The organism is Streptomyces sp. NPDC104371 (assembly GCF_055583785.1).
In genome coordinates this window covers 234,838-258,154 of record NZ_JBVJNF010000002.1, presented here as the reverse complement: position 1 = coordinate 258,154, position 23,317 = coordinate 234,838, and the positions used below count along the sequence as shown (strand labels likewise).

The window sequence follows — 23,317 nt, the reverse complement described above, 5'->3', positions numbered from 1 at the left end:
ACCTCGCCCACCGAGTTTTGGCCGGATCCCCGTCCGCCGTTGGTCCTACGACCTGCGGCTTCGGCGGCCCGAACGCCCGTGCCCGGCCCCGGGGTCGTAGCGTCGCATCAGCCGATCGGCCGATGCCGCTTCGAGCGCCTCGGGCGATGTGCGCCGACCGCGGTCGGCGGGACGCTGCTGCCATGTCCGTCATCGAAGTCAGCGAACTGCGCAAGTCCTACGGAGGCCGGGCCGTGGTCGACGGGGTCTCCTTCGCCGTCGAGGAGGGGGAGATCTTCGGGATCCTCGGCCCGAACGGCGCCGGCAAGACCACCACCGTCGAGTGCGTCGAGGGCCTCCGGGTCCCCGACGCGGGCCGGGTCCGCGTCACCGGCCTCGACCCGATCGCCGACCACGAGCAGGTCACCCGCGTGCTCGGCGCCCAGCTCCAGCAGAGCGAACTCCAGGCCAAGCTCACCGTGCGCGAGGCGCTCGAGCTGTACGCCACCTTCTATCCGCGCCCGGCCGACTGGCGCCCCCTGGCCGAACGCCTCGGTCTCACCGAGAAGCTCACCACCCGCTTCGCCAAGCTCTCCGGCGGCCAGAAGCAGCGGCTGTTCATCGCGCTCGCCCTCGTCGGCAACCCCCGCATCGTCGTCCTCGACGAGCTGACCACCGGGCTCGATCCGCGCGCCCGCCGTGACACCTGGCAGCTCATCGAGGACGTCCGGGCGGGCGGGGTCACCGTCCTGCTCGTCACGCACTTCATGGAGGAGGCGCAACGGCTGTGCGACCGGATCGCGGTCATCGACCGGGGCCGTATCGCCGCGCTGGACACCCCTGAGGGACTGATCCGGCGCTCGGCGGGTGCCACCGTCGTCAGCTTCCTGCCGTCCGCGCCGCTGGACGAACGGGAGTTGAACGCCCTGCCCGAACTGGCCTCCCTCGCCGCCAAGGACGGCCGGATCACACTCTCCGGCACCGACGCGACCGTCAACGCGGTCATCACGCTCCTCGCCCGCCACCACATCACCGCCCACCAACTCCGTGTCACCGACGCCACGTTGGACGACGCGTTCCTGGACCTGACGGAGGCCACCGCATGAGTTCCCCGGCGCTCGACACTGCCGTACTGCGCACCGAGGTCCGCCTCTTCCGCCGTGAACCCGGCGCGATCTTCTGGATCCTGCTGTTCCCCACCCTGCTGCTGGTGATCCTCGGCTCCATCCCGTCCTTCCGGGAGCACGACGACTCGCTCGGCGGCCTCCGGCTCGTCGACACCTACGTCCCGATCGCGGTCCTGCTCGGCCTGATCCTCGGGGGTGTGCAGGCCATGCCGCAGGTCCTCACCGGATATCGCGAACAGGGCATCCTGCGCCGCATGTCCACCACCCCGATCCGCCCCGTCACCCTGCTCGCGGCGCACATGGTGGTCTTCGCGGGCGCGGCCCTCGCCTCGGCGCTGCTCTCCCTTCTCGTCGGGCGGCTCGCCTTCCACGTACGCCTGCCCGAGCAGCCGTTCGGGTACGCGATCGCCCTGGTGCTCGCCGTCCTGGTCGCCCTCTCGCTGGGCTCGGTGATCTCCGCGCTGTCCCGCACCACGAAGATCGCCGGTGCGATCGGGAGCGCGGTGCTCTTCCCGATGATGTTCTGCGCGGGGTTGTGGGTGCCGGTGCAGGCCATGCCCCACCTCCTGGCCCGGATCGTCGGCTACACCCCCTTCGGCGCCGCCGCCCAGGCCCTGAACCAGGCCGCCGCCGGGCACTGGCCGGGCTGGACCCACCTCGGCGTGCTCGCCGGATGGACGGTGCTGCTCACCGCCGGGGCCGCGCGCTGGTTCCGCTGGGAGTGAGCGGGGCGTGCCGGACACTGGGGCCATGAGGATCGCGGAATGGAAGCCCCGCCGGGCCACCTTCGCCGACTGGGGGCCGTACGCCTTCCTCGGCGTGGGTGTCCTGACGGCGGCGGGCTCGGCCAGGGTGGTCGGCATGTCCCGGGACGAGCTGTACGGGTCGGCCGCCCTGACGGTGGCCGCCCTGGCCCTGGAACTCGGCCGGGCGCGGGTGTTGCCGAGTCAACCGCGGCGCGGAGGTGCGAACACCTTCTTCTACTTCGGGCGTTGGGCGCTCGCGTTCGTCCTCACCTGGCTCAACCCGTTCTTCGCCTTCTACGCCGTCACCGGCTACTACACGGCCTCCTATCAGTTGCCCCGCCGCCTGGTGCTGCCCGGTCTGTGCCTGACGGCCGTCACCATGGCCGGAAGCGAGATCGGCGGCATGCCGCCTCATGGACTGGTCCTGTGGTGCGGCTTCGCCGTGGTGTTCGGCGTCAACATCGCCATCGTCAGCCTCTTCACCCGGTTCGCCGAGCAGGAGCAGATCCGCGTCGCCGCCCAGGCCGAGACCATCGTCGAACTGGAGCGCACCAACACGGCGTTGCAGCAGGCCCTCGACGAGAACGCCGCGCTGCACGCCCAACTCCTCGTCCAGGCACGGGAAGCGGGCGTCGCCGACGAGCGCCGACGGCTGGCCGCCGAGATCCACGACACCCTCGCCCAGGGCCTGACCGGGATCATCACCCAGCTCCAAGTCGTCGCGAACGCCTCCGACCTGGCCACCGCCCGCGTCCACCTGGAGCGTGCCGCCACGCTGGCCCGGCACAGCCTCGGCGAGGCCCGCCGCTCCGTGCACAACCTCGCGCCGGTCGCCCTCGACGCCGACGGTCTGCCCGAGGCGTTGCAGAAGACGGTGGCCGAATGGGGCGAACGCACCGGGGTGCGGGCCGACTTCACCGTCACGGGCGCCGCCGAGCATCTGCACGACGAGGTCTCGGCGACGCTGCTGCGGATCGTCCAGGAGGCCCTGTCCAACGCCGCCCGCCACGCCCGCGCCACCCGCGTCGGCGTCACCCTGTCCTTCATGGGCGACGAGGTCACCCTCGACATCCGCGACGACGGCCGCGGCTTCGACCCCCTCGCCGTACCGGCCCGCAGCCGCGCGGGCGGCTTCGGCCTGGACGGGATGCGCGTCCGCGCCGAACGCATCGCGGGGTCCTTCACCACGGAGTCCGAACCGGGGCACGGCACGGCGATCTCGGCTCGCGTACCGTTGGTGCGCCATGACCGATGAAGCCATGAGCGGTGACGCTACGACCGATCACGCCGTGACCGGTGACGCCACGACCGCGATCTCCCTGCTGATCGTCGACGACCACCCCGTCGTCCGGGACGGTCTGCGCGGCATGTTCGAGTCCGCGCCCGGATTCACCGTGCTCGGCGAGGCGGCGGGCGGTGTAGAGGCGGTCGCCAAGGCCGCCGTACTGGACCCGGACGTGGTCCTGATGGACCTGCGAATGCCGGGCGGCTCCGGGGTGGACGCCATCCGGGAACTGTCCCGGCGCGGCGCCCGCGCCAAGGTGCTCGTCCTGACGACGTATGACACCGACTCCGACACGCTGCCCGCGATCGAGGCCGGTGCGACCGGCTATCTCCTCAAGGACGCCCCGCGCGCGGAGCTGTTCACCGCCGTGCGCGCCGCCGCCGAGGGCCGTACGGTCCTCTCCCCGGCCGTGGCCTCCCGGCTGGTCTCCGCGGTCCGCGCGCCCGCCCGCGGCAACGAACCGCTCTCGGCGCGCGAGCGCGAGGTCCTGGCCCTCGTCGCCAAGGGCACCTCCAACCGGGAGATCGCGCGCGAACTGTTCATCAGCGAGGCCACCGTGAAGACCCATCTCACCCACCTCTACGCCAAGCTCGGCGCCAAGGACCGCGCGGCGGCGGTCGCGGTCGCCTACGACCGGGGCATCCTCGGCTGAGGGTTCCCGGCGGCCGTACGACCGGGTGTTCCCGGCGGCCGTACGTCCGGGATGCGCGGGGGCGCACACCGGCGCGGCACCGCGCACCCCTCCACGAGGCCCAAGTCGGGACTGAGTTGTGACAATCACGGGGATCCTTGAAGGCGGGGCGTGTGATTGATTTGTCCTCATGCGCGCGGGAGTCGCGCAGGTGTGCGGGCCTGATCAGGCCGTGCGAGGGGAGACAGAATCGTGAACGGGCGACCGATATCGGGGGCGTCGGTTGACGCGCGGGGGAGAGCGGCTACGGGGCACGGCGGCCGACGCGGCCGTACCGGACTGTCGGCGCTGATACTCGGCGCGGTGCTGGTCACCGCCACCGCGTGTGGCGGAAGCGGGGGTTCGGGCTCCGGCGGCGAGGACAAGGGCTCCGGCAAGGCCGAGTCCAAGCAGTCGCAGGCCGTCGTCACCATAGCCCCGAAGAACGGCGCGGACGCCGTGAACACCAGCGGCGCACTCGAAGTCACCGCTGCCAAGGGCAAGTTGACCGAGGTCCAGGTCAAGGACGCCAAGGGGCGCGAGATAGCCGGGGCCATCACCGGCGGGGGCGCCACCTGGACCCCCTCGACCCATCTGGCCGCGGCCACCACCTACAAGGTCCACGCCGTGGCCAAGGACACCGCGGGGCTCAGCTCCACCGCGGAGTCCTCCTTCACCACGCTCACCCCGAAGAACACCTTCGTCGGCCACTACACCCCCGAGGACGGCGCCACGGTGGGGGTCGGCATGCCGGTCTCGATCCGCTTCGACCGGGGCATCACCCACCCCGAGGCCGTCGAGAAGGCCATCACCGTCAAGACCGAACCGGCCGTGGAGGTCCGCGGCCACTGGTTCGGCAACGACCGCCTGGACCTGCGCCCGAAGGACTACTGGAAGCCCGGCACCAAGGTCACCGTGAAGCTCGACCTCGACGGCGTCGAGGGCCGCCCCGACGTCTACGGCAAGCAGACCAAGACGGTGCGCTTCACCATCGGCCGCAACCAGGTCTCCACCGTCGACGCCAAGACCCACAAGATGGTCGTGCGGCAGGACGGCAAGGTCGTCAAGACCATCCCGATCACCACCGGCAAGCCGGGCTACGACACCTGGAACGGCCAGATGGTCATCAGCGAGCGGCTCACCGTGACCCGGATGAACGGCGAGACCGTGGGCTACGGCGGTGAGTACGACATCAAGGACGTGCCGCACGCCATGCGCCTGACCGAGTCCGGCACCTTCATCCACGGCAACTACTGGGGCGGCGGCACCTTCGGCAACGTCAACTCGAGCCATGGCTGCATCGGCCTGAGCGACGTGAAGGGCGGCTACAGCTCGTCCGTCCCGGCCGCCTGGTTCTTCAACCACTCGATCACCGGTGACGTCGTCATCGTGAAGAACTCCCAGGACAAGACGGTCGCGCCCGGCAACGGGCTGAACGGCTGGAACATGTCCTGGGAGGAGTGGACCAAGTAGGGAACCGGCAACGCTTCACCTCCTCGGGCCCGGTGTGCCCGCTCACCTTGCTGTGAGCGAGCACACCGGGCCCGATCCCGTTAGTCCCCGTTAACCTTCCTGGCATGACTGTGCATCTCGAAGTCGCCGAAGGCGTGGGTGTGATCCGGCTGGACCGCCCGCCGATGAACGCGCTGGACGTCGCCACGCAGGACCGCCTCAAGGAACTCGCCGAGGAGGTCACGCGCCGCGAGGACGTGCGCGCCGTGGTCATCCACGGCGGGGAGAAGGTGTTCGCGGCGGGCGCGGACATCAAGGAGATGCAGGGCATGGACCACGCCGCGATGGTCGTGCGCTCCCGCGCCTTGCAGGACTCCTTCACCGCCGTCGCCCGGATCCCCAAGCCGGTCGTCGCCGCCGTCACCGGCTACGCCCTCGGCGGGGGCTGCGAGTTGGCGCTGTGCGCCGACTACCGTATCGCCGCCGAGAACGCGAAGCTGGGGCAGCCGGAGATCCTGCTCGGCCTGATCCCGGGCGCGGGAGGCACCCAGCGGCTGGCGCGGCTGATCGGCCCCTCCAAGGCCAAGGACCTGATCTTCACGGGCCGGATGGTGAAGGCGGACGAGGCGCTGGCGCTGGGGCTGGTCGACCGGGTGGTCCCGGCCGAGCAGACGTACGCCGAGGCCCACGCCTGGGCCGCGAAGCTCGCCCAGGGCCCGGCGATCGCGCTGCGCGCCGCCAAGGAGGCGATCGACGCGGGGCTGGCGACGGACATCGACACCGGCCTCACGATCGAACGGAACTGGTTCGCGGGCCTGTTCGCCACCGAGGACCGCGAGCGCGGCATGCGCAGCTTCGTGGAGGAGGGCCCCGGCAAGGCGAAGTTCGTCTGAGCCGGCGGACGCGCGAACCGGTGCGCGAAGTCCCCTTGATCCTCTTGCAGTTGACGCGATGTCTCACCCGCTGTCCCCCGAAGGAGCGGTTCGCGGGAGCGTCGCGCCACCCGTGCTCCCGGCACGTCGCCGCAGTGTGAAGAGCGTCGCCAACTGACCTGTTTCCGCAGGTCAGTTGGGGCGCCGACGCGACAGGGTTGCCAGCGGCATATGTCAACCGGACGCCACGCAATACGCCACCCCAGGGGCAGTTTTCTTCCGTAACGCCTCCACGCGCCACCCCAGCCGGTCATCATGGGGGCATGGCGGGGCTGGAGGGTGTGGAACAACCGCGGCGGCACAAGGGTGCGACCGCGGCACGCTGGTCACCTGCGGTGGAGGATGAACGGGCGCTCAGAGCACTGGAGTCGCGCGGCAGCCCCGCCGACGCGGAGGTGCGCCTGCCGTCCCGCCCGGAGTCCGCGGGCACCGCGCGCCGACTCGCCCAGGTCGTGATCCTGCGCCAGTGGGGCCTCTCCCCGAAGATGGCCGAGGACGTCGTCCTGCTCGTCTCCGAACTCGTCGGCAACGCCGTACGGCACACGGGCGCCCGTGTGTTCGGGCTGCGGATGCGCCGCCGCCGGGGCTGGATCCGTATCGAGGTGCGCGACCCCTCCCGCGGGCTGCCCTGTCTGATGCCGGTCCAGGAGATGGACCTGGGCGGGCGCGGTCTCTTCCTCGTCGACACGCTCGCCGACCGCTGGGGCGTCGACCTGTGGCCCCGCGGCAAGACGACGTGGTTCGAGATGAGGGTCGCCGACCGCTGAACCGGCCGCGCGGCAGCCCTCCGAGGCGCCTGTCGGCCACGGCTCCCGAGGTCCCGGCGCCCGTACCGCCCGCGACCCTTACCCTCCACTAACGGTCAAATCGCCGGATTTCACCCCGGCGCGTCCTTAAATGGTGAGAGTGACCACCCCCGTCCCTCCCCCCGAACAAGGCCCCGCGGCCGACCCGGGCCCGCACGCGATGCCCGACCGTCGCTCGGCGCTGCGCGCGGGCGCCGGGCTCGCCGTCGCCGGTGCGCTCGTCACCGCCTGCTCCTCCGGTGACTCCGACGCCCAGTCCGCCGCCCGCGCCAGCGGCCCCGCGCACTCCGCCGCCGCCCCGTCCACCCAGGTCGCCGCCCCCGCGCCCCGCGCCTTCCCGCGGCAGCCCACGCAGATCACCCACGGCCCCCGCGACCGCCCCCGCGTGGCCCTCACCTTCCACGGGCAGGGCGATCCCTCCTACGCCCGGTCGATCCTCGCCGCGGCCGAGAAGAAGGGCGCGAAGCTCACCGTGCTCGCGGTCGGCACCTGGCTCGACGCACACCCCGACCTCGCCCGCCGCGTCCTCGACGGCGGCCATGACCTCGGCAACCACACCCAGCACCACATCGGCGTCAACACCCTGCCCGACAAGGAAGCCCTCGCCGAGATCCAGGGCTGCGCCGACAGGCTGGACAGGCTGACCGGTTCCATCGGCACCTGGTTCCGCCCCTCCCGCGCCCCGCGCGCCACCCCGCGCGTCGAACGCCTGGCCCGCCGCGTCGGCTACCCGCACGTCCTGTCGTACGACGTCGACTCGCTCGACTACACCTCGCCGGGCGCCCCCGCGATCACCCGCAAGGTCCTCGGCGAGATCCGCGGCGGATCCGTCGTGAGCCTGCACTTCGGGTACGCGGACACGGTCGCCGCCTTCCCCACCCTCCTGCACGAACTCGACCGCCGCGGCTTCACCGCGGTGACCACCACGGAGCTGCTGAGCTGATGCCCCCCACCACCCTCGCCCGCGTACTGATCGCCGGCGCCGCCCTCACCGCGCTCGCCGCGTGCAGCGGCGGCAGCCCCACCAAGGACCACGCCTCCAAGTCCCCGAGCGACCCGGCCACTTCGCAGCAGAAGACCGTCCAGGGCCTTGAGGGCATGCCCCCGGTACTCGACGTCAAGGACGTCTACGCGGCCGACCGGCCGAATCAACTCTCCCCGGTGGTCAAGGACTTCCCGTCCCTCGTCTACGTCCCCAACACCAACTCCAACACCGTGTCGGTCATCGACCCGAAGACGTACAAGGTGGTCCGGACGATCCCGGTCGGCGTCCAGCCTCAACACGTCGTCCCCTCCTGGGACCTGAAGACGCTGTGGGTCAACAACGACAAGGGCAACAGCCTCACCCCCATCGACCCGAAGACCGGCAAGGCGGGCAAGGCCGTCGACGTGCACGACCCGTACAACCTGTACTTCACGCCGAACGGCAAGTACGCGATCGTCATGGCCTCGCTCGACCGCCAACTGGTCTTCCGTGACGCGCACACCATGAAGGTCGCCAAGTCCGAACCCGCGACCTGCTACGGCGTCAACCACGCCGACTTCTCGCTCGACGGCCGCTACTTCATCGTCTCCTGCGAGTTCAGCGGCGAACTGCTCAAGGTCGACACCGAGAAGATGAAGGTGATCGGCAAGCAGAAGCTCCCGTTCCACGGCGCCATGCCGCAGGACGTGAAGGTCGCCCCGGACGGCAAAAGGTTCTACATCGCCGACATGATGGCCCACGGCCTGTGGATCGTGGACGGCGACAGCTTCGGCAAGCCCACCTTCCTGCCCACCGGCAAGGGCGCGCACGGCCTCTACGTCAGCCGCGACTCACGCGAGATGTACATCTCCAACCGCGGCGAGGGCACCATCTCCGTCTTCGACTTCCCGAAGAACCGGCTGGTCAAGAAGTGGCGTCTGCCGGACGGCGGCAGCCCCGACATGGGCGGCGTCTCCTCGGACGGCAAGGTGCTGTGGCTGTCGGGCCGCTACAACTCCGAGGTGTACGCGATCGACACGAGCAGCGGCAAGCAGCTCGCCCGGATCAAGGTGGGCAGCGGCCCGCACGGCCTCGCGGTCTACCCGCAGCCCGGCCGCTACTCCCTGGGGCACACGGGCATCTTCCGCTGACGTAAAGGGAACGACCAACACGCCGCCGAACGAGTGATGATCCGCGGTCCGTCGGCGCGCAGCCGCGAGGGTGCTGCCATGACCACAACTCGCCTGCGCCGACGGGCTGTCGTACTCGCCGCGTCCCTGGCGGCGCTCTTCGCGACCACCGCCGCCACCGCTCCCGCCGCCCCCGCGAAGGGCTCGGCCCCCGCGAAGGCCGAGATCGGCTGCCCCTGGTTCGCCGACCCGCTCACGGCGGCCGCCGACCACCGGGTGGACGTCGACCGCATCACCCCGCGGCCGGTCTGGCGCACCACCTGCGGCACGCTCTACCGCAGCGACAGCCGCCCGCCGTCGACCATCTTCGCCGAGGGCTTCCAGCCCAAGGACGTCGTGAACGGCCAGTACGACGTGGAGAAGTACGTCCTGGTCAACCAGCCCTCGCCCTATGTCTCGACCTCCTACGACCACGACCTGTACAAGACCTGGTACAAGTCGGGCTACAACTACTACATCGACGCTCCCGCCGGTGTCGACGTCAACAAGACCATCGGCGACACCCACAAGTGGGCCGACCAGGTCGAGGTCGCCTTCCCCGGTGGTATCGCGCGCCAGTACGTCATCGGGGTCTGTCCGGTCGACAAGGCCACCAAGACGGAGAAGATGAGCGAGTGCCAGAGCAACCCGAACTACGTGCCTTGGCACTGAGGTTCAGCGCGGCATGAGCAGGGCCTCCGCCCCCACCGGCCGGTAACCGGCGGCCTGGAACGCCCGCAGGCTGCGGGCGTTCCCCGGGGCGATCTGGGCCCACACGGGCTCGGTGGCCAACTGCCGGGCCGCCGAGGCGAGCGCCCGCCCCAGCCCCCGGTGCCGGGCGCCCTCCGCGACCTCCACCGCGGCCTCCAGCCGCCCGGCGACCCCGCGCCCGAGGACGAGTACGCCGCCGTCCGCCGCCCACACCCGTACGTCGTCCCGGCGGGTGCGGGCCCGGACGACCCGGGGATGCCCGGGGTCGTCGAACTCCCTCAGCGTGAGCGGCGGTTCGCCGGGCAGCGGGGTGGCGACGGTGAGCATGTCGGTGGTGTCGTGCGCCCGGCCCGTGCGCTCCATGAACGCGGCCAGGAACAGCGGGTTCATCGAGGCCGCGAGCGCGTCGCAGTCGAGCGAGTCGAGCGACTTGCGCACCCATCGGGGATCCTCGTCCGTGAAGACGACGGTGTGCGCGGTGAGGGCGAGCACACCGGCGTCGCGGTGCGCGTGCTGCCGTACGACCGTGAGGCCGCCGTCGGCGGGAGGGAAGACCCCGCGGGCCGCCGCGTCCAGGATCTCCCGCAGACTGTCGGGCATGAGACGTCCGTCCTTCACTCGTGTCCCCGTGTGTGTCCCCGCGTGGGTCTCCGTGTGCGTCTCCGCTTGAGTCTCCACCCGCTGGAAGCCCCAGACTCCCAGACATGAGCGACGACGGCACCGACCTGTTCACGATCGGCGACCTGGCCCGCGCCACCGGGCTGACGGTGCGCACCATCCGCTACTGGTCGGACGAGGACGTCCTGCCCCCGGTGGCCCGCTCCGCGGGCGGCTACCGACTGTACGACGTCGCGTCCGTCGCCCGCCTGGAACTGATCCGCACCCTGCGCGAACTGGGCCTCGGCCTGAACGACGTGCGCGCGGTGCTGGCGGGCGAGACCTCGGTCGCGGAGGTGGCGGCCACGCATGTGGTGGCCCTGGACATACAGATCAGGTCACTGAAGGCGACCAGGGCGGTGCTGTCGACCGTAGCCCGACGTGGTTCGAACGCGGAGGAGATGACCCTGATGAACAAGTTGGCACGGCTGTCGGCGGCCGAACGGCAGCGGATCGTGGAGGACTTCGTGGAGGAGATGCTCCACGGTCTCGACCTGATCGACCCGGAGATCCGGGACCGGATGCGCAGCACGGCGGGCGAGCTGCCCGAGGACCCGACACCCGAACAGGTCGACGCCTGGGTGGAGTTGGCCGAGCTGCTCCAGGACCCCGAGTTCCGGGCCCAGATGCGCAAGGCGGCGGAGTTCAACGCGGCGGCCGGGGAACAGGGCGCGCCCGCCAAGGAGACCCTGTGGTTCGTCAAGCACCTGGTGGATGTGGCGAGCCGGGCGCGGGAGCAAGGCATCGCGCCTGAGTCCCCCGAGGCGGAGCCGGTGCTGCGCGAACTGCTCGGCGACGCCGACCCCGCCGCCGTACTGGAACGCATGGAGACGGCCTTCGACGAACGGCTCGCCCGCTACCGCGAGTTGCTGTCCGCCGTGAAGGGCCAGCCCGCGCCCGTGTACACGGCGGACTTCGCGTGGGTGCTCGCGGCACTGCGGACACGGGTGTAACGAACGCCAGCCAGCGCGTGGTTCACACCCTCTCCAGCGGCACGTGCGGCCCGGCGGGCAGCTCTGTCCCCACCGGGTCGCCGGGCCGCACCACACCGCCCGTCACCACGATGCCCATGATCCCGGCCTTGAAGCGGGGCCGTCCGTCCTCGTCCCGCTCGATGACCTGCTTGAGCAGTCCCTTGGCGAAGCCGTCGATCTGGGCGCAAGGGTTGCGCAGCCCGGTGACCTCCACGACGGCCTCGTCCCCGAGGCGCAGCCGGGTCCCCCGGGGCAGGCCGAGCAGATCGATCCCGCGCGTGGTGACGTTCTCCCCGAGCTGCCCGGCGGCCACCTCGAACCCGGCCATCCGCACCTCGTCGAACAACTCCTCGTGGATGAGGTGCACTTGGCGCAGATTCGGCTGCGTGGGGTCCTGCCGGACCCGGGACCGGTGCTTGACCGTCACCCCGGCGTGCACATCCCCCTCCACGCCGAGCCCGGCGAGCAGCCGGATGCTCTCCCGGTTCGGCTTGGTGAAGCTGTACACCCCGTTGCTGCTGACCGCTCCGACCGTCCCGCTCATGGTGGTGAAGCCCCTCTCCGGTACGACTGCCCTTCGGTGACAGGGCCGAGCGTAACCGGAGCCCTGTCAGCCACCCGAGGCCCACTCCCGTAGCGCGGCCTTGGTGGAGAAGTTCGCGACGTCCTTGTCCAGCGGATCGGAGGTGTACTGGTGGAACTTCCACTTCGCCTGGATACGGGGCTTGCCCGCGGTGACGTAGTCGGCGATCCACAGACCGTCACCGGCGTACGAGGTGGTGTCGACGGTGAGCCAGTAGTTGCGGTTGGTGTAGAGGATCACCCGGTAGCTCGGCCGGAGCTTCTTCACCGCGCGGATGAAGCTGTCCTTCTCCGCGTTGCTCGCGTGCGTGCCGTCGCCCGTGGTCTCCCAGTCCACCGCCAGCAAGTCCCCTGCCTTCTCCGGGGCCTTGGAGACGAAGTGCTGGGCCTGGGCGGCCAGGTTGCCGGGCCACAGGAAGTGATAGAAGCCGACCACACAGCCGGCGTCCCGGGCGGTCTTCACCTGGGCGGTGAGTTTGGGGTTCACATACGAACTCCCCTCCGTCGCCTTGACGAAGACGAAGGAGAGGCCGTCCGTGTCGTAGGCCGACGACTGGTACGCGCTGACGTCGATGCCTCGCAGCATGGCGGTGCTCCCTGAAGTACTCGTGGGGGGACAGGAGATCGGAGGTGGGGGTCGACGCGTGAACGCCTTCTCCGAGTGATACCCCGCACGGGCGAACGGCAGCCTCCCTCGGCCGTCGAACTGAGAACCGAGGACGACTTCACGCCGCCCGGCTGTTCCACCCCGCCGTTCCGCTCGCGCCGATACGCGTCGGGGAGCGACGAGTTGGGGGAGTACACGGCGGAATCAGCGCTGTCGGTCACCTCGCCCGGACGGCCGATACGGTGGGGTGAGCCGGAAGCGCCGAAGTTCAAGGGGGTTGCGTGGAAGCGGAGTTGATGGGACTGGCCGCGTCCGTGGCGACGACTGTGGTGGGAGCGTTCGCGACCGACACCTATACCGCGCTCAAGAACCGGTTGGGTGCTCTGTTCGGGCGGGGCGGGCAGGGACGCGAGGACTCCGTCCTTCGCGAACTCGACGAACTCGACGGCGACATGAGCCTGGCCCGTGCCCGGGGCGACGACGCGCGAGCGGCGGCCCTCGCGGACCGCGCCGAGGAGCTCGTACGGGACCGGGTGCGCCGACTGCTGGCCGAACAGCCGTCGTTGGCCGACGATGTACGGGATCTGCTCACCGGGACGGGCGACACCGTCATCCACGGCACCATGGCGGTGGGCGGCCAGGTGCATGTGTCGAACGTCCACCATCACTACCACGGCGAGGAACCGGCGGTCCCGCGGCAGCCGGTGCTGACCTCCGCGCTGCCGGTGCCGCTTCCGTACCTCGCCCTGGGGCCGGTCCTCCACTACCAGAACAACGAGGCGTTGTTGCTGCGGATGAACGCCGCCTGGGAGAGCTGCCGCGCCGCCCAGGTGCCCACCCGGATGTATCTCCACGGTCTGCCCGGCATGGGAACGTCCGCCACAGCGCGCGAGTGGCTGCACAGACGCCGGGAGGAGCTGACGGGCCGCCCTCATCTCACCGCCTCGCTCGGCAGGGACGCCTGGGGCAACGTGCCGGAACCCGCGGCCGTCCTGGAACGCTGGTTCGGCGAGCTGGGAGTTCCGGTGGAGGACGTGCCCGCCGACCCAGGGGCCCGGTCGGCGTACTTCCGGCGGCTGGTCGCACGTACCCCCGTCGTCCTGCTGCTGGAGGACGTCGTCCTCGCCTCCCAGATCGAACCGCTGCTCCCGAACACTCCGGACAGCGTGGTCCTCATCACCAGTACCTCCCGCCTGCCCAGCCTCGTACGCACCCTGAACGCCGAACCCTTCGAGATGGGCCCCCTGGGGCTGGTGCACAGCCGCAGGCTGCTGGTCGAGGTCGGCAGGATCGGCGCCGACGAGGCCCGATACGAGGAGGAACTGGACCTGATCACCGACGCGTGCGGGGGACTTCCCCTCGCGCTGTGCATCGCCGGGGCTCAGCTCGCGGTCGGCCCCGCCGGCCGGGTGCGGGAGCTGGCGGTGGAACTGTCCGATCGCACAACCAGGTTGGGAGCGCTCGACATGGAAGAAGAACTGTCCTCGGCCCTGGACCCCGGCTACCGCGCTCTCGCCCCTGATGCCGCCGCCCTGTATCGCTGCATCGGACTCCATCCCGCCGAGGAGTTCGAGGTGGACCTCGTACGGGCCATGCTCCCCGATCTGGACGCCGCGGCGCGGAGCAGGGCTCTGCGGCAGCTCACCACCGCGAACCTGATCGAACCCATCGGAGACGGTGAGGGCGGCTACCGGGTGCGCCACCGGCTGATCCACGATCACGCCCTCGCCTGTGCCCGCGCCGATGAACCGGTCCCGGTCCAAGAGGCGATCCAGGACCGGATCATCGGGTATCGCCTGGAGTTCGCCGAACGCACGGAGGCGGCCCTCTCCTCCCGCCACCGGCACGATCCCGCGGGGGTGTACGCGGCCTACGCACCGACGGGCACCGTTGACGCACCGGCGCTGATCGCGAGTCTGGAGCGGCGCCGGGAGAGCCTGGAGAACGTGGTGCGCCTGGCCCATGAGACCGGCAGGCATCAGCAGACCTGGCGGTTGGCCCAGGGGCTGCACACCTTCTACCTCAAGTGCGGCCTGCACAGCCCGTGGATCACGACGCACGAACTGGCGGTCAGGTCGGCCGAGGAGTGCCGCGACCGGATGGCCCTCGCCCGGATGTACTTCGAGCTGGGCTTCGCTCACCTGGACCGGTGGAGCACTCTCCAGGGAGACCCGGAGGCGGCCCGCGGGTACTTCGAGCGCGCGCTGGAACTCGTACGGCCGGAAGACGGCGACGCGACCGAGGCGCAGCGGCGTACGGAGTCCAGCGTGCTGGAGGCCCTCGGTCTGGCGGAACGCAAGGCGGGGGACCCGGCCGGAGCCTTGCGGCATTACGCTCTGGGGCTGGCCGCCCTGGAGGGCATCGACCACCCGCGCGGACGGGCCCTGTTCGCGCTTCACCGGGGGACGGCCTGTACGGACCTGCGGCGCCATGACGAGGCGAAGCGTGAACTGCTCTCCGCCCGCGACCAGTTCGCGGCCCTGCCCGTGCCCGATCCCTACAACCAGGCCCGCGCCTCGACCCGTTACGCCGAGGATCGCCGGGCCGCGGGGCTGCCGGATGCGGCGGTGCGGGCGCTCGATGACGCGATCGAGATCATGACCGAGAGCGGTCCTCCCTATCAGCGCGCCTCGATCCATCTGCTCCGGGGCGATCTGCTGGGTGAGTCGGGCGACCGTCATGCGGCGCGGCGGGACTGGACCGCGGCGCGCGATCTGTTCCTCGAGGCGAACAGCCTTCGTGCGCAGGAGGCGGATCAGCGGCTCGTGGGCAGTGAGTCAGCAGGGGGCGATGTCGAGTAGGCCGGTCCCGGCGTCCGGTCCGATCGTCACCTGAAGTCGTACGGGTCCGGGGGTGTCGGCCGTGGGCGGCGCGTGGTCGTGGACCACCGATGCCGCGATGGCGGCCGACGCCCACGAGGGGCGCTCGCCGTGCCAGTGAGCGCGCAGGCGTACGCCGCCCCGCAGCAGCGCCAGGCAGCCGTCCTCCGGCTCTTCCCTGGCGAGCAGGCCGCAGCCCGGGTAGCGGGCGGCGATGTCGTCCCAGTTCGCCGACGACTCCCTGTGCCGGCCGAGTGGCATCAGGAGGACGTCCGCCGAGCGGGGCCATCGGGTGTCCGGGTCGTCGAGGTCGGCCACCAGATGGGTGCCGGCCAGATGTCCCTCCACGGTGCGGCGCTGCACGGGTGCCGGGTAGCGCCGCACGGTGATCCGGCCCTCGTCCGAGAGGGCTGACACATACACCGGCCGCTGGACGGGGGACGCGCACCCGATCGGCACGGAGGAGGGCACCGGGACCAGCCGTGGGCGGGCGGGGGCCATGGGCTCCGGCAGTTCGAGCCACTCGTAGAACAGGCGCCGCAGCAGCGTCGCCGATTCCCCGGGCCGTGACGTCACGGTCGCCCGCAGGGCGTGAAGTTCGGTGCTGTGTTGCTGAGTTACGGAAGCCGCTTCGAGTTGCGGCAGGAGAGGGCGGCGCGGGGACAGGCGGGGGAGCAGCGTGCCCAGTCGGGCCATGGGGGACCGAGGGGCGACCTTCGCGTCGAGGAAGGACCCCAGAACCGTGGGAATTCCCAACGCGACTCCGTACATGGTCAAAGAGCCATGGTCACCCAGGACATGGTCCGCTGCCAGAAGCGCGGATTTCCACATCTCCGTGTCCGGTACCGGGAGGAGCAGCCCGTGTTCCGTGAGCGGTGCCAACCAGTTCTGCAGTTGCCAGGCGCCGTGTCCGTACCAGGAATTCGGGTGAATCGCCGCCAGGACTCGGTATTCGTCGACCGGCAATTCCGCGAGGGCGCGCCGAAGAGCGTCCGTATCGCTCTCGTTCGAGGAGATGATCGATCCGCGCCCCCAAGTGGACGAGACCACAAGGAGCTTCTGGTCGGGTCGGACACCGAGAGCGCGCCGGTATTCCTCGCGGAACGGAGCGCTCATCCGTAGTTGATCGAAGCAGGGATCTCCTGCCACGACGCTCATCGGGAGCGCTTCCGGACAACTGACGGCCAGCCGTTCGCGCTGCTCGTCATGAGAGAGAATGATCGCGGAGGGAACGATCCGCCCCTCATGCATCAACCACTCAGAAGTCAAGCCAAAGGCTTCCGGCTTCCGGCTTCCGGCTTCCGGCTTCCGGCTTCCGGCTTCCGGCTTCCGGCTTCCGGCTTCCGGCTTCCGGCTCAAGTGTTTATTATATCCCGCGCCATGCGGCGCACCGATCAATGGTGCTTGCAGATCGTGAAGATCGCCACCGCGGTTGGTGGCTATCGCCAAGTCGAATGTGCGTGCCGTCGCTTCTCGCCAAGGTATGTGCAACATCCCCCGGGAAGTGAAGAACTCGAGCGTTCCCCCGTCCAGTGCCGAGGACTCCGTACACGTGAAGACGGTCTGGACGCGCCGGTCGCCCTCGAACACCGCGAGCAGGTCGAGCAGTCGGGTCGCGGAGGTGATGTTGTGGACCACTCCGAGAACGGTCCGCTCCGCCGCCACGCTCACCCAGCGCTCGCTGTCCGCCGCCATCGGCAACGGCAGCCGCCCTTCACCGCGCACGCCTCGCTCCTCGCTCTACCTGCCGTTACCTCGCCTGACGATAACGCGCATGTCGCCCGTGCCGACGAGCGTGGGTATGTCGCCCGCCGGAGTCCGGGCGGAAGCGGACGGATTCAGGTGTCGAGAGCCAACTGCACACCTATAGTGGACCGTTGTGTGATCCATGAGCTCAGCGAGGCTCGGGAGGCCTCGCCCGCTCCTGCCGGTCGGACTGCTGGAACTGTGACGGGAAAGGCTGAACCGGGATACATGAGGGTGGAACTTCCGCCGGAACCGGCGTACTTCGTGGATCGTCATGAGCAGCGGGACCGTGTGCTGCGGGCCGTGGGGGAGCGAACGGGGCGCTCCAGGCCCCTGATCGTGACCTTGAGCGGGCCGCAAGGCATGGGGAAGACGGAACTGGCTCGCTTGCTCGCCCGCGTTTTGTGCGACCGTTTCACCGACGGGGTCCTGAGCGTGGACCTCGATGACTTCCGGCTGGGCGGCGGGATGGACCCAGGTGACGTCCTGGCCCAGCTACTCGAATCCCTCGGCGTGGAACCGGACTTCGTCGCCTCGTCGTTCAAGGCGCAGTGCACGCAGTACTGGAGCAAGACCGCCCATGCGCGAATGATCCTGGTCGTGGACAACGCGCACTACGCCTCGGAGGTCATCCCGCTGCTTCCGGCGTCGGGCGAGAGCCTGGTGATCATCACCAGCCATGCGCCCCTACGGGAGTTCGAGGACGGAGCCGCCGTGGACGTCGGCCTGCCTCCGCTGGAGGAGTGGGCGGCCACAGAGCTTCTGGAGCTGATCGTCCGGGACCCTCGGCTGGCGGCTGATCCCGACTCCGTGCGCGCGTTGGTGCGGCTGTGCGAAGGCATCCCGGCGGCCCTCCACGTCGCGGGCGGTTGGGTACGCACACACCGGCTGCGTCCGCTGTCCCGCCTCGTCCGGCAACTGCGGGACGACTGGGAGGAGAACGGGATCGCCGGCGTGGAGGGGTTCTTGGACACGGTGTACGACGGCCTGTCCCCGACCGCGGCCCTGCTCTACCGTCTGCTGCCCCACCACCCTGGTGCGACGTTCACCACGGAATCCGCGACCGCCCTGTTGGGGCTCGGGCCCGAGCCGTGCGAAGACGCTCTTGAGGAGCTGGACAGAGCTGGGTTACTGGATCTCCGCGAGATGCTTGGCTCGGGAGACGGCCGGATGCGGCTGCCCGGCCCCCTGCGCGCGCATGCCGTGCGCCGGTCACGCCAGGACACGCAGGGAAGCGTGGTGGAGGAGAGCCTGACCAGGCTGTTGCGCTGGCTGGTCAGGCAGTTCCAGCGGGCGGACAGGTTCGCCGCCGGTTCCCGGCTGCTCGTCGCCGATGTGTTCGGCAGTGTCGACGACGCACCGGATGTTCCCCTGGAGGACCCCGAGAAGGCGACGGACGAGGCGACGAAGGCCGAACGCTGCGACCGCGCGTCCCGTTGGCTGTACGAACACCGTCATGTGCTCTTCGCGTCCGTACGGCTGGCCCATGAGCGGAAGATGGACGCCGAAGCGGTGGCTCTGTCGGAGCCGGTGTGGACCTATGCGCTGGACCACCCCCATCAGTCCGATGTGATCGGCACGTTGACTCTCACCGTCGACTCCGCGGTCCGTCATGGCGCCCGTCCCGAGTGGCTGGTGCGCACGCGCTGCCAACTCGCGCGGCAACTCTGGGAGACGGGTCAAGTCGACGAGGCACGGCAGCAGTTGGACGAAGCCAGGGGCGCGCTGGCGCTGCTGGGGGACAGCGCACGGGACAGGAAGCTCGCCGCCTCGCTGGTCGAGTTCTACGGCATGCTCGACGGCGCCCGTGGTGAATGGGGGGCAGCCGCAGTCGAGTTCACGCGCTCGCGCGAGATGCACCGTGCGCTTCCCAACCCGTATGGCGTCATGCTCCTGACCTACCGATTGGGCGAGGCACGGGCGAAACTCGGTGACCTGGAGACGGCCTACGAGCTGCTCGCCGGGGCACACGACGAGGCCGTGACCCTGCACCGCGAGAGGATGACGCGTCGTACGGGCTTCGCTCTCGCGTCAGTGCTGTGCCGCCTCGGCCGTACGACGGAGGCCCGACCCTTGTACGAGCAGTCGCTGAGCGCCGCCCGCCGACGGCGGTCCGGCTTCGACGAGGCTCGTGTCCTCGACGCGATGGCCGAGTTGGCTCAATCCGAGGAGCGGAGCGCCGAAGCCGCGGAACACCGCACGGCCGCCCGTGACATCCGCCGACGAAACGGCCTGGACCACTAGGGATGCTCGCAGCAGGCCCCGGGACCGGTCAGAAGGGCTCCGCGGCTTCTTCGAGCGTGGCCGGGCGGAGTGCGACGTCGAACGTGCGTCGGCCGATGACACAGCTCAGCCGGGTCGGCGCGGCCGGTGCCGCGGAGCAGGCCAGCAGCCAGGTGTGGACGGCCGAGGCAACGGCTGCCGGGTCTGTGCGTACGATCCGGCCGCCCTCCCTTCGGGGCTCGACCCGGACGGCGTAGGTGCGCGCGCACCCGCGGGTCCTGAACAGGAACAGGTCCGAGGACAGGATCGCTGCCGCGGAACGGCACCCCGGGTACTCCGACAGCGCATGCCGGAGCCATGCCTCCGCGGTCCACGACAGGGCAGGCCCACCGGCGGGTGCCGGGAGCGGGCGCCGGTACAAGAGCCCCGCCGAGCGGGCGAGTCGCTCGCTCGCGGAGCCGTGTTCCACCGCCAGATGATGTCCTGGCGTACCGATGCCCGAGGGACGCCGGGCGATGCGGACCTGGTGCTCGGCCACGTCGGTGTCCACGTCGAATGCCGTGGGGACGCGGCCTGCGGGACGGGGCGTGGGCAGCAGGCGCGGCGGGCTGCCGAGCGCCGGAGGGGTGAGGCCGAGGAGGGCGTACAGCTCGGAGCGCAGCAGGTTCAGGGCCCTCCCCTGCTGGGCGAAGGCCGTCCGGGCCACTTCGCGTCCGGTTCCCGGGCGGTAGGCGTCGAGCGCCTCTTCCACCAGGTCGGCGGAGCTCAACCGGGGTATCCGGCGCAAGAGTCCGTCCATCGGGCTGCCCGGGATCAGCTCGACCCCGCCTTGGTAGGCGCTGACCACGGGACGGTCCTCGGCGGCGCAGTAGTACAGAGCGGCGGATCCGTGGTCGGTCACCAGAGCGTCGGCCGCGATCAGAAGGGATGCCCACTCCTCATGGGGGCTTGCGAGGAGCATGCCCGCGTCGAGCGCAGGCGCGAGTCTCTCCGTCAACTCGTAGGTACCGAGGAGGCTTTGCTCATTAGGGTGAACGATCAAGGCCAGTTGGTAGTCATCGTGCGAGAGCCGGGCGGCCAACCGGGCGGGAAGATCGGGGCTTTGCCGAAGAAGGGACTCGGGCCCCCACGTCGACACCAGGGCGAGGAGCTTCCGCGGGCCGGTGCCGAGGGCGGCGCGGTAGCGATCGCGCAAGGAGCGCGAGGCGAGGAGGCGCTCCAGCGTGGGGTCTCCGACGACCTTGGCCCGGTCGGCCGCTCGCTGGTCCGCCGCGGCGATCCGGGTGATGTGCTCAGGGTGTGCGACCGCGTGAAGCGCCAGTGGGGCGGTGTCGTCGTCACGGATCAGGAACGTGGGATCGAGCCCGGACGCGGGCTGCGAACCCTCCCCCGGGATCGACTTGTTGTATCCGGCGCCGTGCGGCAGCAGCACGTGTCTGCCGCGCAGCAGACGCAGGTCGCCCTTCGGGCTCGCCGCGAGAACCAGGTCGTACGAGCGGGAGCACGCTTCGCTCCACGGCACCAGCCTGCCGCCGACGGTCTCGATGGCGGACAGGACGTCGATGCCGAAATCGGAGCCGGGGACCAGGGTGAACAGCCGGGTGATCCGGTCGTCACCGGAGAGAGCCGGAGCCGCGTCCAGCAGCCGGTACAGAGCCACCGCCGACCGCGCGGCCAGAAGCACCGTCGCCCGTCGCCCGTCGCCCGTCGCCCGTCGCCCGTCGCCCGTCGCCCGTCGCCCGTCGCCCGTCGCCCGTCGCCCCAAGTTTCCCCATTTTACCAGGGTTTGGGCGCGGGGAAGTGCTGTTTTCACAGGTCAGAGCTGGGGTGGTGGCGTCGTCCGGCGACATGATCCGATCGTACCGTTCACGATGCGTCCGGCCGCGAGTGATGGGGGAGGACCAGGTGGGCACGATCGGGGCCATGGGGTCGCGGGAACGGGAGGGACGGACGTATGAGTGAGTGGGGTGTCGCGCTGATCGCCGCGGGGGCGGCGGTCGCGGGCAGTGTGGTCACAGGCTGGTTCGGCCGGAGCGCCGGTCTCCGGCAGGCCGAGGCCGCACGCCGCGCCGGTGACCGGCAGGCGGAGGCGCTGCTGGAATCCGTCCGGATGACTCTCCGGGGCGAGGAGCAGCAACGCGCTCTCGCGCTTCGACGTCAGATCTACGCGGAGTTCCTCGCCGCGGTGGAGGCCAAGGTCCTGGTCGAGCGGGCGAATCGGGGAACCGGCGAGGAGGAACTCGTACTGCGGCGGGCGCACAGCGCGGTCGTTCTCGAGGGGCCGACCGAGGTGACCGCCACCGCGAGCCGCGTTGTGGAGGCCCTGCGACGCCACCAGCCGGCGGATGCCGTGCACCGCGCGAAGCTGGAGTTCATCGCAGCGGCTCAGCAGGCGGTGAACCCACCGCCGCAGGGAACGTCCGCCACGTGAGCAGGCCAGGCCCTGACAACACAGGGCCTGCCCCCTCAGCACTCGATGATGTTGACCGCCAACCCGCCCCGAGCCGTCTCCTTGTACTTCACCGACATGTCCGCGCCGGTCTCCTTCATCGTCTTGATGACCTTGTCGAGGGACACCATGTGCGAGCCGTCGCCGCGCATCGCCATGCGGGCCGCCGTGACCGCCTTCACCGCGGCCATGCCGTTGCGTTCGATGCACGGGATCTGGACCAGGCCGCCGACCGGGTCGCAGGTCAGGCCGAGGTTGTGTTCCATGCCGATCTCGGCCGCGTTCTCCACCTGCTCGGGGGTGCCGCCCAGGACCTCCGCGAGGGCGCCCGCCGCCATCGAGCAGGCCGAGCCCACCTCGCCCTGGCAGCCGACCTCCGCGCCGGAGATGGACGCGTTCTCCTTGAAGAGCATGCCGATCGCGCCCGCGGCGAGCAGGAAGCGGACCACGCCGTCCTCGTCCGCGCCGGGCACGAAGTTGATGTAGTAGTGCAGGACCGCCGGGATGATGCCCGCGGCGCCGTTGGTCGGGGCCGTGACCACGCGCCCGCCCGCCGCGTTCTCCTCGTTCACGGCCATCGCGTAGAGCGTGATCCACTCCATCGCACGGGCCGCCGGATCGCCCTCGGCGCGCAACTGCCGCGCGGTGACGGCCGCGCGGCGGCGTACCTTCAGGCCGCCGGGCAGGATGCCCTCCCGGGACATGCCCCGCGTCACACAGGCCCGCATGACCTGCCAGATCTCCAGCAGCCCGGCCCGGATCTCGTCCTCCGTACGCCAGGCCAGCTCGTTCTCCAGCATCAGCGAGGAGATCGACAGACCCGTCTCCTTCGTCCGGCGCAGCAGCTCGTCGCCCGTGCGGAAGGGGTACTTCAGGACCGTGTCGTCCAGCTTGATGCGGTCCGCGCCCACGGCCTCCTCGTCGACGACGAAGCCGCCGCCCACCGAGTAGTACGTCTTCGACAGGACCTCGGCGCCGTCCGCCGCGTAGGCCCACAGCGTCATGCCGTTGGCGTGGTACGGGAGCGCCTTGCGGCGGTGCAGGACCAGGTCCGCGTCGAAGTCGAACGCGATCTCGTGCGTGCCGAGCAGCCGGAGCAGGCCCGTCTCCTTGATCGCCTCGACCTGGCTGTCCGCCCGCTCCACGTCCACCGTCCGCGGCGAGGCGCCCTCCAGGCCGAGCAGCACCGCCTTCGGCGTGCCGTGGCCGTGCCCGGTCGCGCCCAGCGAGCCGTACAGCTCGACGCGCAGGGAGGCGACGGAGTCCAGCAGCTCCTCGTTGCGCAGCCGACGCGCGAACATCCGGGCGGCGCGCATCGGGCCGACCGTGTGGGAGCTGGACGGGCCGATGCCGATCGAGAACAGGTCGAAGACCGAGACGGCCACGGTGACTCCTCAGGACGGGGTGTGCGGGGGCACC

Annotated in this window: 20 protein-coding genes; 14 read left to right on the top strand and 6 right to left on the bottom strand. The window is 70.5% G+C overall.

Annotation, left to right across the window (positions count from 1 at the left end; genetic code table 11):
• The first annotated feature begins 182 nt into the window (after positions 1-182).
• The 10 genes from ACZ60T_RS06985 (at position 183) to ACZ60T_RS06940 (ending at position 9,802) form a co-directional block, all read left to right on the top strand.
• On the top strand, positions 183-1,085 hold the full coding sequence (locus ACZ60T_RS06985; RefSeq protein ID WP_365622604.1) for an ABC transporter ATP-binding protein: 903 nt from the start codon (positions 183-185) through the stop codon (positions 1,083-1,085).
• A complete protein-coding gene (locus tag ACZ60T_RS06980; RefSeq protein WP_365622606.1) occupies positions 1,082-1,831 on the top strand; it encodes an ABC transporter permease in 750 nt (249 codons plus the stop codon). Before ACZ60T_RS06985 ends, ACZ60T_RS06980 begins: the two co-directional genes overlap by 4 nt.
• 25 nt (positions 1,832-1,856) lie before the next feature.
• Positions 1,857-3,107 (top strand): sensor histidine kinase, encoded by a 1,251-nt coding sequence (locus ACZ60T_RS06975; RefSeq protein WP_469665041.1) that lies wholly within the window; start codon positions 1,857-1,859, stop codon positions 3,105-3,107.
• A gap of 4 nt (positions 3,108-3,111) precedes the next feature.
• Positions 3,112-3,789, top strand: a complete 678-nt coding sequence (locus ACZ60T_RS06970; RefSeq protein ID WP_365623082.1) for a response regulator transcription factor — start codon at positions 3,112-3,114, stop codon at positions 3,787-3,789.
• A 231-nt stretch (positions 3,790-4,020) separates the two neighbouring features.
• Positions 4,021-5,280, top strand: a complete 1,260-nt coding sequence (locus ACZ60T_RS06965; RefSeq protein ID WP_469665039.1) for a L,D-transpeptidase — start codon at positions 4,021-4,023, stop codon at positions 5,278-5,280.
• 104 nt (positions 5,281-5,384) lie between these two features.
• A complete protein-coding gene (locus ACZ60T_RS06960) occupies positions 5,385-6,152 on the top strand; it encodes an enoyl-CoA hydratase/isomerase family protein (protein ID WP_469665037.1) in 768 nt (255 codons plus the stop codon).
• 197 nt (positions 6,153-6,349) lie between these two features.
• Positions 6,350-6,958 carry an ATP-binding protein gene (locus tag ACZ60T_RS06955; RefSeq protein ID WP_469665036.1) on the top strand — a complete coding sequence of 203 codons (609 nt, stop codon included), beginning with the start codon at positions 6,350-6,352 and terminating at the stop codon, positions 6,956-6,958.
• 199 nt (positions 6,959-7,157) lie between these two features.
• A complete protein-coding gene (locus tag ACZ60T_RS06950; RefSeq protein ID WP_469665540.1) occupies positions 7,158-7,940 on the top strand; it encodes a polysaccharide deacetylase family protein in 783 nt (260 codons plus the stop codon).
• Positions 7,940-9,112 carry a YncE family protein gene (locus ACZ60T_RS06945; protein WP_469665034.1) on the top strand — a complete coding sequence of 391 codons (1,173 nt, stop codon included), beginning with the start codon at positions 7,940-7,942 and terminating at the stop codon, positions 9,110-9,112. Before ACZ60T_RS06950 ends, ACZ60T_RS06945 begins: the two co-directional genes overlap by 1 nt.
• 78 nt (positions 9,113-9,190) lie before the next feature.
• On the top strand, positions 9,191-9,802 hold the full coding sequence (locus ACZ60T_RS06940) for an ADP-ribosyltransferase (RefSeq protein WP_469665032.1): 612 nt from the start codon (positions 9,191-9,193) through the stop codon (positions 9,800-9,802).
• 3 nt (positions 9,803-9,805) lie between these two features.
• Here the strand turns inward: ACZ60T_RS06940 and ACZ60T_RS06935 are convergent, their stop codons facing one another.
• The gene (locus ACZ60T_RS06935; protein ID WP_469665031.1) at positions 9,806-10,441 is read right to left on the bottom strand and encodes a GNAT family N-acetyltransferase; all 636 of its coding nucleotides are present in this window, start codon (positions 10,439-10,441) and stop codon (positions 9,806-9,808) included.
• Positions 10,442-10,545: 104 nt separating this feature from the next.
• On the opposite strand from ACZ60T_RS06935, the gene ACZ60T_RS06930 reads away from it, so the two are divergent.
• Positions 10,546-11,451 carry a helix-turn-helix domain-containing protein gene (locus tag ACZ60T_RS06930; RefSeq protein ID WP_469665029.1) on the top strand — a complete coding sequence of 302 codons (906 nt, stop codon included), beginning with the start codon at positions 10,546-10,548 and terminating at the stop codon, positions 11,449-11,451.
• A 22-nt stretch (positions 11,452-11,473) separates the two neighbouring features.
• Here ACZ60T_RS06930 and ACZ60T_RS06925 read toward each other — a convergent pair whose 3' ends face one another.
• Together ACZ60T_RS06925 and ACZ60T_RS06920 are read right to left on the bottom strand one after the other, a co-directional pair.
• Complete coding sequence (locus ACZ60T_RS06925; RefSeq protein WP_469665027.1) at positions 11,474-12,016, bottom strand: MOSC domain-containing protein; 543 nt, start codon at positions 12,014-12,016, stop codon at positions 11,474-11,476.
• Between the two features lie 66 nt (positions 12,017-12,082).
• Complete coding sequence (locus ACZ60T_RS06920; protein ID WP_469665025.1) at positions 12,083-12,640, bottom strand: glycoside hydrolase family 25 protein; 558 nt, start codon at positions 12,638-12,640, stop codon at positions 12,083-12,085.
• A gap of 302 nt (positions 12,641-12,942) precedes the next feature.
• Here ACZ60T_RS06920 and ACZ60T_RS06915 point away from each other — a divergent pair, with 302 nt between their 5' ends.
• Complete coding sequence (locus ACZ60T_RS06915) at positions 12,943-15,462, top strand: hypothetical protein (protein ID WP_469665023.1); 2,520 nt, start codon at positions 12,943-12,945, stop codon at positions 15,460-15,462.
• Here ACZ60T_RS06915 and ACZ60T_RS06910 read toward each other — a convergent pair.
• Positions 15,439-17,205 (bottom strand): hypothetical protein, encoded by a 1,767-nt coding sequence (locus ACZ60T_RS06910; RefSeq protein WP_469665021.1) that lies wholly within the window; start codon positions 17,203-17,205, stop codon positions 15,439-15,441. The genes ACZ60T_RS06915 and ACZ60T_RS06910 overlap by 24 nt on opposite strands.
• 249 nt (positions 17,206-17,454) lie before the next feature.
• Here ACZ60T_RS06910 and ACZ60T_RS06905 point away from each other — a divergent pair, with 249 nt between their 5' ends.
• A complete protein-coding gene (locus tag ACZ60T_RS06905; protein ID WP_469665019.1) occupies positions 17,455-19,470 on the top strand; it encodes a tetratricopeptide repeat protein in 2,016 nt (671 codons plus the stop codon).
• 28 nt (positions 19,471-19,498) lie between these two features.
• On the opposite strand, the gene ACZ60T_RS06900 is transcribed toward ACZ60T_RS06905, so the two are convergent.
• A complete protein-coding gene (locus tag ACZ60T_RS06900) occupies positions 19,499-21,133 on the bottom strand; it encodes a translation initiation factor 2 (RefSeq protein ID WP_469665539.1) in 1,635 nt (544 codons plus the stop codon).
• 270 nt (positions 21,134-21,403) lie between these two features.
• Here ACZ60T_RS06900 and ACZ60T_RS06895 point away from each other — a divergent pair, with 270 nt between their 5' ends.
• On the top strand, positions 21,404-21,880 hold the full coding sequence (locus ACZ60T_RS06895) for a hypothetical protein (RefSeq protein WP_469665018.1): 477 nt from the start codon (positions 21,404-21,406) through the stop codon (positions 21,878-21,880).
• A gap of 35 nt (positions 21,881-21,915) precedes the next feature.
• Here the strand turns inward: ACZ60T_RS06895 and ACZ60T_RS06890 are convergent, their stop codons facing one another.
• Positions 21,916-23,283 (bottom strand): L-serine ammonia-lyase, encoded by a 1,368-nt coding sequence (locus ACZ60T_RS06890; RefSeq protein WP_365622637.1) that lies wholly within the window; start codon positions 23,281-23,283, stop codon positions 21,916-21,918.
• Positions 23,284-23,317 lie beyond the last annotated feature (34 nt).

What these genes read in the sequence shown, in the direction of transcription:
- ACZ60T_RS06985 (WP_365622604.1), top strand. Translation starts at nt 183, where the DNA reads ATGTCCGTCATCGAAGTCAGCGAACTGCGCAAGTCCTACGGAGGCCGG.
- ACZ60T_RS06980 (WP_365622606.1), top strand. Translation starts at nt 1,082, where the DNA reads ATGAGTTCCCCGGCGCTCGACACTGCCGTACTGCGCACCGAGGTCCGC.
- ACZ60T_RS06975 (WP_469665041.1), top strand. Translation starts at nt 1,857, where the DNA reads ATGAGGATCGCGGAATGGAAGCCCCGCCGGGCCACCTTCGCCGACTGG.
- ACZ60T_RS06970 (WP_365623082.1), top strand. Translation starts at nt 3,112, where the DNA reads ATGAGCGGTGACGCTACGACCGATCACGCCGTGACCGGTGACGCCACG.
- ACZ60T_RS06960 (WP_469665037.1), top strand. Translation starts at nt 5,385, where the DNA reads ATGACTGTGCATCTCGAAGTCGCCGAAGGCGTGGGTGTGATCCGGCTG.
- ACZ60T_RS06950 (WP_469665540.1), top strand. Translation starts at nt 7,158, where the DNA reads ATGCCCGACCGTCGCTCGGCGCTGCGCGCGGGCGCCGGGCTCGCCGTC.
- ACZ60T_RS06945 (WP_469665034.1), top strand. Translation starts at nt 7,940, where the DNA reads ATGCCCCCCACCACCCTCGCCCGCGTACTGATCGCCGGCGCCGCCCTC.
- ACZ60T_RS06940 (WP_469665032.1), top strand. Translation starts at nt 9,191, where the DNA reads ATGACCACAACTCGCCTGCGCCGACGGGCTGTCGTACTCGCCGCGTCC.
- ACZ60T_RS06935 (WP_469665031.1), bottom strand. Translation starts at nt 10,441, where the DNA reads ATGCCCGACAGTCTGCGGGAGATCCTGGACGCGGCGGCCCGCGGGGTC.
- ACZ60T_RS06930 (WP_469665029.1), top strand. Translation starts at nt 10,546, where the DNA reads ATGAGCGACGACGGCACCGACCTGTTCACGATCGGCGACCTGGCCCGC.
- ACZ60T_RS06925 (WP_469665027.1), bottom strand. Translation starts at nt 12,016, where the DNA reads ATGAGCGGGACGGTCGGAGCGGTCAGCAGCAACGGGGTGTACAGCTTC.
- ACZ60T_RS06920 (WP_469665025.1), bottom strand. Translation starts at nt 12,640, where the DNA reads ATGCTGCGAGGCATCGACGTCAGCGCGTACCAGTCGTCGGCCTACGAC.
- ACZ60T_RS06905 (WP_469665019.1), top strand. Translation starts at nt 17,455, where the DNA reads ATGAGGGTGGAACTTCCGCCGGAACCGGCGTACTTCGTGGATCGTCAT.
- ACZ60T_RS06895 (WP_469665018.1), top strand. Translation starts at nt 21,404, where the DNA reads ATGAGTGAGTGGGGTGTCGCGCTGATCGCCGCGGGGGCGGCGGTCGCG.